The organism is Streptomyces cucumeris, assembly GCF_024295805.1.
GTDB classification, from domain to species: domain Bacteria; phylum Actinomycetota; class Actinomycetes; order Streptomycetales; family Streptomycetaceae; genus Streptomyces; species Streptomyces cucumeris.
In genome coordinates, this window is the sequence record NZ_JANCLX010000018.1 from 145428 (window position 1) to 160837 (window position 15410).

Annotated in this window: 3 protein-coding genes; 2 read left to right on the forward strand and 1 reads right to left on the reverse strand. The window is 73.3% G+C overall.

Features of this window, described 5'->3' with window-relative positions; all coding sequences use genetic code 11:
• Nucleotides 1-199: 199 nt before the first annotated feature.
• Nucleotides 200-1012 carry an SAM-dependent methyltransferase gene (locus tag NMK44_RS25190; protein WP_254746927.1) on the reverse strand — a complete coding sequence of 271 codons (813 nt, stop codon included), beginning with the start codon at nt 1010-1012 and terminating at the stop codon, nt 200-202.
• A gap of 246 nt (nt 1013-1258) precedes the next feature.
• On the opposite strand from NMK44_RS25190, the gene NMK44_RS25195 reads away from it, so the two are divergent.
• Nucleotides 1259-8680, forward strand: a complete 7422-nt coding sequence (locus tag NMK44_RS25195) for a type I polyketide synthase (RefSeq protein ID WP_254746929.1) — start codon at nt 1259-1261, stop codon at nt 8678-8680.
• Nucleotides 8681-8721: 41 nt separating this feature from the next.
• Complete coding sequence (locus NMK44_RS25200; RefSeq protein WP_254746931.1) at nt 8722-15387, forward strand: type I polyketide synthase; 6666 nt, start codon at nt 8722-8724, stop codon at nt 15385-15387.
• The last annotated feature ends 23 nt before the right edge of the window (nt 15388-15410 follow it).

Below are 15410 nucleotides of genomic sequence, written 5' to 3' on the forward strand. Positions count from 1 at the left end.
CCCCACCTGGGGGGCGTGTTTTTGTGGTACCCCCTGTTGGGGCCCCCCCCCCCCCCCCCCCCCCCCCCCCCACGGCCGGGACAAGCGCCTTCAACGAGATCTAGGGTTGTCATGACGCTGATGAGGGGTGGGTAATCCCTGACACCAGGGGGGCGGTACCCCTACCGAACGTTTGGGAAAAACGTCGGATTCCGTGCCGTCAGGGTTTGTGGGCGACCACGATCGCGCATCCGGCGCTGGGCACCGTCGGCAGCGCCGACTTGGCGGCGTCGAGCACTTCCTGGACGCTGACCCCGTGCTGCTGCTCGAACTCCCGGCGGCAGCGGATGATGCCGTCGATCATGCGGTTCGCGGTGTCCTTCGTGTGCTCGGTGACGTCGGTGAGTTCATCGAGCGTCAGCCCCGCGTCGCTGATCAGGCCGGGCCAGTCCGCCAGTTGGGTCAGTGAGGTGACGACCTTCGGATCGTCCTCCGGCCGGTAGCTGCCGTCGCTCGGCGGCGTCACGTCCGTCAGCACCAGCCGGCCTCCCGGCCGCAGCAGCCGGGCCATCTCCCGCAGCGCCGTCGGCCGGTCCATGTGATTGATCGACTCGAATGCGAGTACGGCGTCGAATGACGCATCGTCAAAAGACGTGGCCATGGCATCGGCGTATTGGAATGACACCCGATCGGACAACTGCTCGATCCGGGCGGATTCGGTCGCCTGTTTGACCTGGAGCTCACTGATCGTGATGCCCACGACATTGGCGCCGGTGGCGGTCGCCACCCGCATCGCGGGTTTCCCGATACCGCAGCCGGCGTCCAGTACCCGGTCTCCCGGGCCCACTCGCAGTCGTTCGATGAGCAGATCGGTGAAGCGGTCCGTGGCTTCCTCCACCGAACTGGTGTCTGACGGTCCATCCCAGTAGCCGAAGTGGAAGTTGTCGTCCCACGCCATCTGCAACAGGGGTCCGAGCGTGCTGTAGTAGTCCGACACCGTGCCGTCGGGCGGTACGGATGAGGGGGATGTCATGGGCTCCTCCTGATTCTCGGAAGCTCCGGTCGGCCATCACGGGCCCGGTACGGGCCCACCCGTCAAGTCATGATCCGGGGTGCTGTTAACGCGTCTCTAAAGTGACCGGCCGCCCATCTTTTTGGTGTGCCTTTAGACCTGCGCCCCAGGATGGGCGATGTGCTCGCACCGATCATCAATCCGGAGCGGGAGTGCCTCCCATGACCAAGGACACACACACCATTTCCCAGCGCCCCGAGCGGTGTGATGGATAGCGCCGCGTCCACCCGGACACCTCAGCCCGCGGAACCCGTCGCCGTGGTGGGCATGGCCTGCCGACTGCCCGGGTCGCCCAGCCCGTCCGCGTTCTGGCGGCTGTTGCGACAGGGCGGCGACGCCATCACCACGATGCCCGCCGACCGCCGCCGCACCGGCGCCCCCTCCGACGACGGGGACACCGCCGCCGACGTGGCCACCGCCGGTCAGGGCCGTCCTCGGACGGCCTGGTCCGGTGGATTCCTGGACCGCGTCGACACCTTCGACGCCGGTTTCTTCGGCATTCCGCCGCGCGAAGCGGTGACCATGGACCCCCAGCAGCGGCTGATGCTCGAACTCGCCTGGGAGGTGTTCGAGGACGCCGGAATCCGCCCCGGGGCGATGGAGGGCAGTGCCACCGGTGTGTTCGTGGGCGCCATCTGGGACGAGTACGCGACGCTGTTGCGCGGGCACACCACCGGCGCCCGCCCCCGACACGCGATGACCGGGGTGCACCGCAGCATCATCGCCAACCGTGTCTCCTACGGATACGGACTGCGCGGCCCCAGCATCACGGTGGACACCGCACAGTCCTCCGCGCTGGTGGCCGTGCACACCGCGTGCGAGAGCCTGCGCCGCCAGGAGTGCACCCTGGCCCTCGCCGGCGGGGTCAACCTCATCCTCACCGAGGACAGCATGGAGGCGGCCGCAGCCCAGTTCGGCGGACTCTCCCCGGACGGCCGCTGTCACACTTTCGACGCCCGGGCCAACGGCTTCGTCCGGGGCGAGGGCGGCGGTGTCGTCCTGCTCAAACCACTCGACGCCGCCCTCCGCGACGGTGACGACATCCACTGCGTCATCCGCTCCGGCGCGGTGAACAACGACGGCTCCACCGAAGGTCTCACCGCCCCCAGCCCGCGGGCCCAGGAAGAGGTCATCCGCGCCGCGCACCGGCGGGCGGGTGTCTCGCCCGCGGACGTCCAGTACGTCGAACTCCACGGCACCGGAACCCCCGTGGGCGATCCGGTCGAAGCCACCGCGCTCGGCGCCGCCTTCGACGGTGCCCGGACCGACGGCACCGCGCTGCGCGTCGGCTCCGCCAAGACCAACATCGGCCACCTCGAGGGCGCCGCCGGAATCGTCGGACTGCTCAAGACCGCCCTCGCCATCCGTCACCGGCAGCTCCCGCCCAGCCTCCACTACGTCACACCCCATCCGCGCATACCGCTGGCCGACCTCGGACTGCGGGTCCAGGACACGCTCACCGACTGGCCCCGTCCGGACCGGCCACTGCTCGCAGGCGTCAGCTCCTTCGGCATGGGCGGGACCAACTGCCATCTGGTGCTGGCCGAAGCCCCCGCCGAAGCCCCCGCCGTCGCCCCGGCCGTCGCCTCCGCTCCCGCCCTCGCCGAGCCGTCCGGTGCGGCCCCCGCAACCACCGGCCACCACCCCGCCGCCGCGGCGGGGCCCGTGCCCTGGGTGCTCTCCGCCAAGAGCCCCGCGGCCCTGCGCGCCCAGGCCGTACGGCTGCGGGAGCACCTCGCCGGGGACGACCACCCTCATGCCACACCGCAGGACATCGGGCACGCCCTGGTCACCACCCGGACCGCGTTCGCCCACCGCGCCGTGGTCCTCGGCGATGAGGACGACGCCGACGCGCTGTCCCGCGGACTGGACGCGCTCGCCCAGGAGACCGAGACCGCGGGGCTCATCCGGGGCCGGGTGGCCGACGGCGGACTCGCCGTGCTCTTCAGCGGCCAGGGCAGCCAGCGCGCCGCCATGGGCCGGGAGCTGTACACGACCCATCCCGTCTTCGCCACCGCCCTGGAAGACACGTGCGCCCATCTGGACCCCCATCTGGGCCTGTCCCTGCGCGAGGTGATGTTCGACCGGGACACCACGGCGCTGGACCGGACCGCGTACACCCAGCCCGCGCTGTTCGCCATCGAAGTGGCCCTGTACCGGCTGGCCGAGAGCTGGGGACTGCGTCCCGACTGCCTGATGGGACACTCCGTCGGCGAGCTCGCCGCCGCCCATGTGGCCGGGGTGCTCTCGCTGCCCGACGCCTGCGCCCTGGTCGCCGCCCGCGGCCGCCTCATGCAGTCGGTCACGGCCCCCGGCGCGATGGCCGCGTGGCAGGCGACGGAGGAAGAGGCCACCGAGGCGCTCGCCGGAGCGGCGGACCGCCTCACCATCGCCGCCGTCAACGGCCCCTCGTCCGTGGTGGTCTCCGGGGACCGCGACGCCGTCCACCGGGCCACCGAAGCCTGGCGGGACCGCGGTCGCAAAGCGCATCGGCTCAAGGTCAGCCACGCCTTCCACTCACCCCATATGGACGCCGTCCTCGACGAACTGCGCGAGGTGGCCGCCGGGCTGACGTTCGCCGCCCCGGCCATCCCCGTCGTCTCCAACGTGACCGGTCGGATCGCCACCGCCGAGCAGCTCGCCTCGCCCGACTACTGGGCGCGGCACGCCCGTGAGGCGGTCCGGTTCCTGGACGGTGTGCACACCCTCCGCGACACGGGTGCCACCACCTTCGTCGAACTCGGTCCCGACGGCCTCCTCGCCGCCATGACCCGCGAATGCCTCGCGGACCACCCCGGCACGGCCCCCGGACAGCCCCGCCCCGCCGCCCTCGCCGTGCTGCGCCGCGACCGTTCCGAACCACGGACCTTTGCCACCGCTCTCGCCCAGGCGTATGTGCGCGGCGCCGAGGTGCGCTGGGAGCGGGCCTTCGCCGAACGGCCCCGCCGGCATGTGGCCCTCCCGACCTACGCCTTCCAGCGCGAGCGCCACTGGCCGGACTCCACGGGCGGGGCCGCCCCGGACCTCCCGCCCGCCACCGGGGTGAACGCCGCACGGCCCGGCCCGGGCCCGGCCCCGGCGCGCACCGCGGACCTTCTGGACACCGTCCGCACCCAGGTGGCCGCCGTCCTGGGACACCCCGACCCGCGCGCCGTCGACCCCGGACTCACCTTCAAGGAGCTGGGCTTCGACTCGCTGGCCGCGACCGAACTCGGCGAACGGCTCGCCGACGCCACCGGTCTGCCCCTCACCGCCACCCTCACCTTCGACCACCCCACACCCCTCGCCGTCGCCGCGCATCTGCGCGAAGCCACCGCACCGGCCGCCCCGTCCACCGCCTCCGCCCACCTCCCGTCCACCGTGCACCCCGATGACGATCCCATCGCCGTGGTCGCCATGAGCTGCCGCTACCCGGGCGGTGCCGACACACCGGAGGCGCTGTGGCGTCTGGTGTCCGAAGGGGCGGACGCCATCGGGGAGTTCCCCCGCGACCGGGGCTGGGACCTGGCCGCGCTCTTCGACCCCGACCCGGACCGTCCCGGTACCAGCTACGCCCACGAGGGCGGGTTCCTCTACGACGCGGCGCGGTTCGACGCGGAGTTCTTCGGTATCAGCCCGCGCGAGGCACTCGCTGCCGACCCCCAGCAGCGGCTGCTGCTGGAGACCGCGTGGGAGGCGTTCGAACGGGCGGGGCTGCGCGCCACCGACCTCAAGGCCAGCCCGACCGGGGTGTTCGTCGGGGTGATGCCCCAGGACTACGGCCCGCGGCTGCACGAGGCGCCCAAGGGTCTCGATGGCCATCTGCTCACCGGAGGCACCCCGAGCGTGGTGTCCGGACGGGTGGCCTTCACCTTCGGACTCGAAGGCCCCGCGGTCTCGGTGGACACCGCCTGCTCCTCCTCGCTGGTGGCCCTGCACCTGGCCGCCCAGTCGCTGCGGCGCGGCGACTGTTCGCTTGCCCTGGCCGGAGGGGTCACCGTGATGGCCGCCCCGGGCATGTTCACCGGCTTCTCACGACAGCGCGGCCTCGCCCCGGACGGACGGTGCAAACCCTTCGCCGCGGCGGCCGACGGTACCGGCTGGGCCGAGGGAGCGGGACTGGTCCTGCTGGAACGGCTGTCCGACGCACGGCGCCACGGCCATCCGGTGCTGGCGCTGATCCGGGGCTCCGCGGTCAACCAGGACGGTGCCTCCAACGGGCTCACCGCCCCGAACGGCCCCTCCCAGCAGCGGGTGATCCGCGCCGCCCTGGCCGCCGCCGGACTCGAGCCGTCCGAGGTGGACGCCGTCGAGGCACACGGGACGGGCACCACCCTCGGCGACCCGATCGAGGCCCAGGCGCTGCTGGCCACCTACGGCCGGGACCGGCCCGGGGACCGCCCGCTGTGGCTGGGCTCGTTGAAGTCGAACATCGGCCACACCCAGGCCGCGGCGGGCGTGGCCGGTGTCATCAAGATGGTGTTGGCGCTGCGCCACGGCACCCTTCCGGCCTCCCTGCACATCGATGCGCCGAGCCCCCATGTCGCATGGGACAGCGGCGCGGTGCGGCTGCTGACCGAGTCGGTGGGCTGGCCGGACACCGAGCGTGCGCGCCGGGCGGCCGTGTCGTCCTTCGGTATCAGCGGCACCAACGCGCATGTGATCGTGGAACAGGCCCCCGAGCCCGCTCTCTCCGACACTGCCAAGGCCCCCGAGCCCGCGCGTCCCGACGCTGCCAAGGCCCCCGAGCCCGCGCGTCCCGACGCTGCCAAGGCCCCCGAGCCCGCGCGTCCCGGTGGCGCCACGGCCCCCGTGCCGGGGCGCGCACCGCACGGTGCGGTGCCGTGGGTGCTGTCCGCGCGGAGTGCGAAGGCCCTGCGCGGCCAGGCCCGCGCGCTGGCCGGCCATCTGGCCGCCACGCCCGGGATGTCCCCCGCGGACACCGGCTGGTCCCTGATCGGCACACGTTCGGTGTTCGAGCACCGGGCCGTCCTCGTGGCCGAGGACCGCGACACCCTGTCCGCGGCCCTCGAAGCGCTGGCCGGGGAGGAGAACCACCCCGCCGTGGTGGGACCCGGAGCCGTCCACCCCGGGGCCGGGACCGACACCGGCGCGGGACCGGTCCTGGTGTTCCCCGGGCAGGGCTCACAGTGGCAGGGAATGGGCGCGGCGCTCCTCGACGGGTCTCCGGTGTTCGCGGAGCGGGTGGCCGAGTGCGAACGGGCGCTGAGCCCCTATGTGGACTGGTCGTTGACCGATGTGCTGCGCGGCTGCGAGGGCGCCGCGGATCTCGGCCGGGTCGATGTCGTCCAGCCGGTGCTCTGGGCGGCGATGGTGTCCCTCGCCGCCGTATGGGCCGCGCACGGCGTCCGCCCCGCGGCCGTGGTGGGCCACAGCCAGGGCGAGATCGCGGCGGCCGTGGTGGCGGGCGCGCTCTCCCTGGACGACGCCGCACGTGTCGTGGCCCTGCGCAGCCGGGCACTGCGGCGCCTCGCGGGCGACGGCGCCATGGCCTCGCTCGGACTCGGCCGGGAACGGGCGGCCGAGCTGCTGCTCCGGCTCGGCGACAGGGCGGACACGGTGGTGGTGGCGGCCGTCAACGGACCGGAGTCCCTCGTGGTGTCCGGCCCGCCCGGGCAGGTGGCCGTGGTGGTGGAGGAGTGCCAGAAGAACGGGGAGCGGGCCCGGCTGATCGAGGTGGACTACGCCTCGCACAGCCCCCAGGTCGACCGCATCACCGGTGAACTCACCGCGCTGCTGGCCGGGATCGAACCCCTTTCCGCGGGTGCCGACGAGGTGGCGTTCTACTCGACCGTGACCGGCGGCCGGATCGACGGCGAGGCGCTGGACACCGGGTACTGGGTGCGCAACCTCCGGGAGCAGGTGCGGTTCGCGGACACCGTCGAGGCGCTGCTGGCCGCGGGGCACCGGGTGTTCATCGAAGCCAGTACCCATCCGGTGCTCACCATGGGCATGCGCGAGACCTTCGAACAGACCGGGACCGACGCCGCAGCGGTGCCCACCCTGCGCCGTGACCACGGCGACCCGGTCCAGCTCATACGGTCGGTGGCGCAGGCGTTCACCGCCGGGGCCACCGTGGACTGGACGGCCGCGTTCCCGGCCGGTCCGCCGCCGTGCACCGTCGACCTGCCCACCTATGCCTTCCAGCGCGAGCGCTACTGGCTCGACACCACCGGTGGCCGGGGCGGTGATCCCGCCGGTCTCGGACTGACCGCCGTGGGACATCCGCAGCTCGGTGCCGCCGTACGGCTCGCCGACGGCAGCGGCCACGTCCTGACGGGCCGTCTCTCGGCACAGACCCATCCCTGGCTGAGCGACCACACGGTGGCCGGGGTGACCCTGGTGCCCGGGGCCGCGCTGGTGGAGTGGGTGCTGCGGGCCGCCGACGAGGTCGGCTGCGGAGAACTGGCGGAACTCACCCTGCGCCGGCCGATGCTCTGGCCCGCGACCGGCGGACTGCGGATCCAGGTGGTCGTGGGTCCGGGCGGCGACGACGGACGCCATGACGTGGCCGTGTACGGCTGCCCCGAGGACGCGGCGCACCCCGGAGCCCCTGACGCCGAGTGGACGTGCCACGCGGTGGGTCTCCTGGGCCCGGCCGTCCCCGAGGACCCGGAGGCGCAGCCGGCCGGCGCCTGGCCGCCGCCGGACGCAACGCCGGTGGACACCGACGGATGCTACCGCCGTCTCGCCGCCGCGGGATACGGCTACGGCCCGGCCTTCCAGGGGCTGCGTGCGCTGTGGCGCTCCGGCCATGATCTGTTCGCCGAGGTGGAACTGCCGGAACCCGCCGGGAAGCCGGAGGAGTTCGGTATTCACCCCGCGCTCCTGGACGCCGTGCTGCATCCGCTGCTACTGGACACCGACGAGGCGCACGGGGAACAGGTGTGGCTGCCGTTCGCCTACGGCGGTGTGTCGCTGTGGGCGGCCGGGGCGACCACCGTACGGGTACGGCTCACCGCGCCACCGCCCGGTCCGGACGGCGGCCGGGAGCTGCGCGTGGTCGTCGCCGACGCCGTGGGGGCGCCGGTGCTGACCGTCGACGCGCTGGTGATCCGCCCGGCCGACCCCGGCCTGCTGGAGGCCACGGCCCCGCACACCACGTCCCCGCGTCCCGCGGCCACCGCCGACGGCGGCCCGAACGTGCGGCGGCGGACCGCGGCCGCCACCGGCGCCCGGACCGTCGACTGGGCCGCCCGGCTGGCGGAGCTGTCCGCTGCGGATCGGTACCGGCAGATCCTCCAACTGGTCCGGGACCACGCCGCCACCGTGCTGGGGCATACCGACGCCGAGGCCGTGCATCCCGACGCCAGCTTCAAGGAGCTGGGATTCGAATCCCTCACCGCCGTGGAACTGCGCGACCGTCTCGCCGCCGCCACCGCGCTGCGGCTGCCCGCGGCGCTCATCTTCCGCCATCCGACCCCGGCGGGGGTGGCGCACCACCTGGTGGGGCGGCTCGCACCCGGGGATCCCGGCTCCGCCACGTCCCCCGCACCGGTGACCGTACCGGCGCGATCCAGCCCGTCCCACCACCGTTCCGAGGCCGGACCGAGCGCCGCGGAACGGCTGGAGTCCGCGTCCGCGGATCAGGTCCTTGACTTTATCGACAACGAACTCGGTGTGTCCTGAATGTGCCGGGCGCCACGAACGCTGAAGGCCGGGTGACCCCCATGGCGAACGAAGAGAAACTCGTCGCGTACCTCAAGCGCGTCTCCGCCGATCTGCATGACACGCGGCTGCGGTTGCGCGAGGTGGAGGAGCGTGCGCAGGAGCCGGTGGCCGTGGTGGGCATGGCCTGCCGCTTCCCCGGTGGGGTCACCTCCCCGGAGGAGCTGTGGGACCTGCTCGTCGCGGGCGTCGACGCCATCGGCGACTTCCCCACGGACCGCGGCTGGGACCTCGACGGCCTCTACCACCCCGACCCGGAGCATTACGGGACCAGCTGTGTCCGCCAAGGCGGGTTCGTCGCGGCCGACCGGTTCGACGCGTCGTTCTTCGGCATCAGCCCTCGTGAGGCGCTGGCGATGGACCCCCAGCAGAGGCTGGTCCTGGAGTCCGCCTGGGAAGCGCTGGAGCGGGCCGGGATCGACCCCCACGCGCTGAAGGGCAGCCGCACCGGTGTCTACGCCGGGGTGTCCAGCCAGGACTATCTGGCCCGTGCGCCACGGATCCCGGAAGGCTTCGAGGGGTACGCCACCACCGGCAGCCTCACCAGCGTGATCTCCGGCCGAGTCGCGTACACCTTGGGTCTCGAGGGGCCCGCGGTGACCGTGGACACCGCATGTTCGGCCTCCCTGGTGGCCATGCACCTGGGCTGCCAGGCGCTCCGGCAGGGCGAGTGCACCCTCGCGCTGGCCGGTGGCGTCACCTCGCTCGCCACCCCCGTCATGTTCACCGAGTTCACCCGGCAGGGAGCACTCGCCCCCGACGGACGCTGCAAGTCCTTCGCCGCCACCGCCGACGGCACCGGCTTCTCCGAGGGCGTCGGCCTGGTGGTGCTGGAACGGCTGTCGGACGCGCTGCGCAACGGCCACCGGGTCCTCGCGGTCATCCGGGGCTCGGCCATCAACCAGGACGGGGCCAGCAACGGGCTCACCGCGCCCAATGACGTCGCCCAGGAGCGCGTCATCGGCCAGGCGCTCGCCAGTGCCGGACTGGGACCCGGCGACGTGGACGCCGTCGAAGCACACGGCACCGGCACCAGACTGGGCGACCCGATCGAGGCCGAGGCGCTGATGGCCACCTACGGCCAGGACCGGCCCGACGACCGCCCGCTGCTGCTCGGCTCGCTCAAGTCCAACATCGGCCACACCCACGCCGCGGCCGGTGTCGCCGGTGTGATCAAGATGGTGATGGCCCTGCGCCACCAGGAGCTGCCCGCCAACCTCCACCTCGACGAGCCCACCCCGCACGTGGACTGGGACGGCAGCGGTATCCGGCTCCTCGACGAACCCCGCGCCTGGCCCGCGCTGGACCGGCCGCGCCGCGCCGCGGTCTCCTCCTTCGGTGTCTCCGGCACCAACGCCCATCTGATCCTGGAGCAGGCCCCGGAGACGGACGAGCCGGTGGCGGCGGGCGAGTGCCCCGGCGGGGTGCTCCCATGGGTGCTCTCCGCACGGAGCGCCGAGGCGCTGCGGGCCCAGGCGGCGGCGCTGGCCGGGCGGATGGCGGGGGACACCTCGGTCTCGCCCTCCGAGGTGGGCTGGTCGCTGATCACCACACGTGCGGTGTTCGAGCACCGGGCCGTGGTGGTGGGGGAGGGCCGCGAGGAGTTGCTGGCCGCGGTGGAGGCGCTGGCGGCGGGTACCGCGCATCCCGGCGCGACGGCTCCCGGAGCCCCCGCGACCACGGGCGATGCCGGCCCGGTGCTGGTGTTCCCCGGACAGGGGTCGCAGTGGGTGGGCATGGGCGCCGGACTGCTGGAGGCGTCACCGGTGTTCGCGGAGCGGGTGGCCGACTGCGAACGTGCCCTCGCCCCCTATGTGGACTGGTCGCTGACCGAGGTGCTGCGGGGCGCCGACGGCGCCGCGGATCTCGGCCGCGTCGATGTGGTGCAGCCCGTGCTCTGGGCGGTGATGGTGTCGCTGGCCGCCGTCTGGGCCGGACACGGTGTACGGCCCGCAGCGGTGGTGGGCCACAGCCAGGGCGAGATCGCCGCCGCGGTGGTGGCGGACGCGCTCTCCCTGGAGGACGGCGCGCGGATCGTGGCGCTGCGCAGCCAGGCGCTGCGGAAACTGGCCGGCGGCGGGGCGATGGCCTCGCTCGGGATCAGCCAACGGCGGGCGGGCCAGTTGCTCTCCGGACTGGGCGAGACGGCTGACGGTGTCGGGATCGCGGCCGTCAACGGACCGTCTTCCACGGTGGTGTCGGGCCCGCCCGAGCGGGTGGTCGCCGTGGTCACCGCATGCCAGGAGAACGGCGACCGGGCCCGGCTGATCGAGGTGGACTACGCCTCCCACAGCCCCCAGGTCGACCGGATCACCGCCGAACTGCACGACCTGCTGAGCGGTATCCGCCCGAAGCTGTCCTCCGACGTGGCGTTCTACTCAACGGTGACCGGCGGCCGCGCCGACACCACCGTGCTGGACACCGCCTACTGGGTGACCAACCTGCGTGAACGCGTACGCTTCGCCGACGCCGTCGCGGAGCTGCTGGCCGACGGCCACCGGGTGTTCATCGAGGCCAGCACCCATCCGGTGCTGACGGTCGGGATGCAGGAGACGTTCGAGGACGCCGACATCCGAGCGGTGACGGTACCGACGCTGCGCCGTGACGAAGGCGGCCCGCGGCAGTTGGCACAGTCGCTGGCGCAGGCGTTCACTGCCGGGGTGGAGGTGGACTGGACACCGTTCTTCCCCGCCGACCCGCACCCCCGTACCGTCGACCTGCCCACCTACGCCTTCCAGCGCCAGCGGTACTGGCTGGACGGGCTCAACGACCGTGGCACCGACCCGGCGGACCTCGGCCTCGTCGCCGCCGGACATCCGCTGCTGAGCGCCGCGGTCGAACTGGCCGACGGCGGCGGTGGATTGCTGACCGGCAGGCTGTCGTCCCAGACGCACGGCTGGCTCGGTGACCATGTCGTCGCGGACACCGTCCTGGTCCCCGGTACGGCCCTGGTCGAGTGGGCCCTGCGCGCGGCCGACGAGGTGGGCGGCGGCGGTGTGGAGGAACTGGCGCTCCAGGTGCCGCTGGTGCTCCCGCCCTCGGGCGGGCTCCGCCTCCAGGTGGCCGTCGGTGAACTGGCCGGCGACGGACGGCGCGAGATACGGATCTACTCCCGCCCCGATGAACCCTCCGGCCCCGGCGCCGGATGGGTGTGTCATGCCGACGGTGTGCTGAGCCCGCCGGACCGGACACCGGCGCCCGGGGCGGAGCAGGGTGGCGTATGGCCCCCCGCGGGTGCGGAACCCGTCGAACTGGTGGACTTCTACGAGCGCGTCGCGGCGTCGGGCTACGCGTACGGGCCCTCCTTCCGGGGCCTGCGCGCGGTGTGGCGCGACGGGGCGGATCTGCTCGCCGAGGTGGAACTGCCGGAGGCGGCCGGGGAGCCGTCGGGATTCGGCGTCCACCCCGCGCTGCTCGACGCGGCGCTCCACCCCGTGCTTCTGACCGGCCGGCCCGCGGACCATGACGGCACGGCCGATGGCCGGGTGTGGCTGCCGTTCACCTGGAACGGGGTGTCGCTGTGGGCCGGCGGGGCCACCCGGGCGCGGATCCGGCTGTCACCCGGCGAGTCCGGCGGAGACGGTGAACGGACCGTCCGCGTCGGCGTGGCGGACGCCGTGGGGGCCCCGGTGCTGAGCGCCGACGCGGTGGTGCTGCGGCCCGCCGACCCCGCGCGGCTGGGCAACGCCCGGCCGTCCGGCAAGGACGGGCTGTTCGCCCTGGACTGGACACCCCTGCCGGTTCCGGCCACTCCGGACGACAGCGGCCCGGCGCGCCCCGCCGACTGGGCGGTGCTGGGGACCGGGACACCGATGATGATGCCCACCGCGGCCCGCCATCCGGATCTGGCGGCTCTGGTCCGCGCACTCGACGACGGTGCGGCCACCCCGGACACCGTCCTGGCGTATCCGGCCGGTCCGGACGAGAGCGGCGCGAGCGATCTGGCGGCCGGGGGACTGGCCTCCGCGGAGCGGACGCTCGCCCTGCTCCAGGGCTGGCTTGCCGAACCACGTCTGGCCGAGGCCACCTTGGTGGTCGCCACCCGTGGCGCCGTCACCACCGGCATCCTCACGGGCGAGGCGCCCGCGTCCGTGGACGTGGCCGGAGCCGCGCTCTGGGGGCTGGTCCGCAGCGCGCAGACGGAGAACCCGGGCCGCTTCCTGCTGCTCGACCTGGACCCGGATGACACCGTCCACGACGGGGCGTCGGGAGCCGGTCTCCTCGCCGACGGTGTGGCACGGGCCCTGGAGCTGGACGAATCACAGCTCGCGCTGCGCGACGGCCGGGTGCTGGTGCCCCGGTTCGTCCGCGCCGCGGGCACCTCCGGCCTCGTCCCCCCGGTGGGAGCGCCGGCGTGGCGCCTGGCGGCCGAGGGCACCGCGACGGTGGACAGCGTCCGCCCGGTGGTCTGTCCGGAGGCGCTGGAGCCCCTGGGCCCGGGACAGGTGCGCATCGATGTCCACGCCGCGGGCGTCAACTTCCGCGACGCGCTGATCGTGCTGGGGATGTACCCCGGTGGCGCGGAGTTCGGTGGCAGCGAGGGCGCGGGTGTGGTGCGGGAGGTGGGACCGGGGGTCACCGGTCTCGCCGTCGGCGACCGGGTCATGGGCCTCTTCGAGGGCGCCTTCGCAACGGTGGCCGTCGCGGACGCGCGCACCGTGGTGCCGATTCCGTGTGGGTGGGGTTTCCGGCGGGCGGCTGGGGTGCCGGTGGTGTTCTTGACGGCTTGGTATGGGTTGGTGGAGTTGGGTGGGTTGGGCTCGGGTGAGTCGGTGTTGATTCATGCGGGTGCTGGTGGTGTGGGGATGGCGGCGGTGGGGATTGCGCGTCATCTGGGTGCGGAGGTCTTTGCGACGGCGAGTCCCGGTAAGCATGGGGTGTTGGAGTCGTTGGGGGTGGATGCGGCGCATCGGGCGTCGTCCCGGGATCTGGGTTTCGAGGATTCGGTGCGTGCGGCGACCGGTGGTCGTGGTGTGGATGTGGTGTTGAACAGTCTGGCGGGTGAGTTCATCGACGCCTCGTTGCGGCTGCTGGGGGAGGGCGGTCGCTTCCTGGAGATGGGCAAGACCGACCTCCGCGACCCCGCACACGACCACCCCGGTCTGCGCTACCTCCCCTACGACCTGATCGCGGACGCCGGACCTGAGCTGATCGGCCGGATGCTGGCTGAGTTGGTGCGGTTGTTCGAGGCGGGGGTGCTGGAGCCGCTTCCGGTGCGTTCGTGGCCGCTCGGGCGGGCGCGGGAGGCGCTGCGGTATCTGAGTCAGGCCAGGCATACGGGCAAGCTGGTGCTGGATGTTCCCGCGCCGGTGGACCCCGGTGGCACCGTTCTGATCACCGGTGGTACCGGCACCCTCGGCGGCCATGTCGCAGAACACCTCGTCCGCACGGGGGACATCCGGCATCTGCTGCTGGTCAGCCGCAGCGGCCCCGACGCCCCGGGCGCCCGGGAGCTGGCCCAGCGCCTCACCGACCTGGGCGCGTCGGTCCGTGTCGAGCCGCTGGACATCACCGACGCCACCGCGCTGCACGCCCTGGTCGCGGACATCGACCCGGCCCATCCGCTGACGGGTGTGATCCACGCCGCGGGTGTCGTGGACGACGCCATGCTGCCCTCCCAGAACCCCGGGCGACTGGAGCGGGCCTGGGCCGCCAAGGCCGGGGCGGCGGCCCATCTGCACACCGCCACCGCACACCTGCGGCTGGGGATGTTCGTGATGTTCTCCTCCTTCGCCTCCGACCTGGGCACCCCGGGGCAGGCCAACTACGCCGCGGCCAACGCCTACTGCGACGGTCTGGCCGCCCACCGCCAGGCCCTGGGACTGCCGGGACAGTCGGTGGCATGGGGCCTGTGGGCGGACACCAGCGGGCTCACCGCACGGCTCGCCGACACCGACCTGGCCCGGATCGGCCGCCTCGGCATCCAGGCCAACAGCACCGCTGAGGGCCTGGCCCTGCTGGACGCCGCGCACCAGCACGGCCACCCCCATCTGCTGGCGCTCAACCTCGACACCAGGGCACTGGCTGCCCAGGCCGCCACCTCCCTGCCCGCGCCCCTGCGGGCCCTCGCGGCCACCGGCGGCGGCCGACGGGTCCGGCCGACCGCGGCCGCCGGAGGTCCGCCCACCGACTGGGGAGCGCGGCTGACCGGGTTGCCGTCCTCCGAACAGCACCGGCTGCTGCTCAACCTCGTGCGGACCCACGCCGCCACCGTCCTGGGACACGCCGACGCCTCCGTCGTCCACGCCGACGCGTCGTTCAAGGACCTCGGCTTCGACTCGCTGACCGCCGTCGAACTGCGCAACCGGCTCGCCGCCGCCACCGGACTGCGGCTGCCCGCCGCCCTCGTCTTCGACCATCCGGAAGCCACCGTGCTCGCCGAACACCTGCGACAGCAGCTGGCACCGGGGGACTCCCGCACCGAGGACCCCGGCCCCGGGACACCCCACCCCCTCCTCAACGAGCTGCTCAGGCTGGAGAACAGCCTGTCCGCGGTGGTCGTGGAGGACATGGAGACCGGGGTGGTCACGGCACGGCTGGAGACCCTGCTCTCGAAGTGGAAGGCGATGTGCACGCCCTCCGACGACACCGACGCGGTGGAGCGGCTCCAGGTCGCGTCCCCCGATCAGGTTCTGGAATTCATCGACAACGAGCTTGGCCTGTCATGAACAACGTGGCGCGCCTCTTCGCT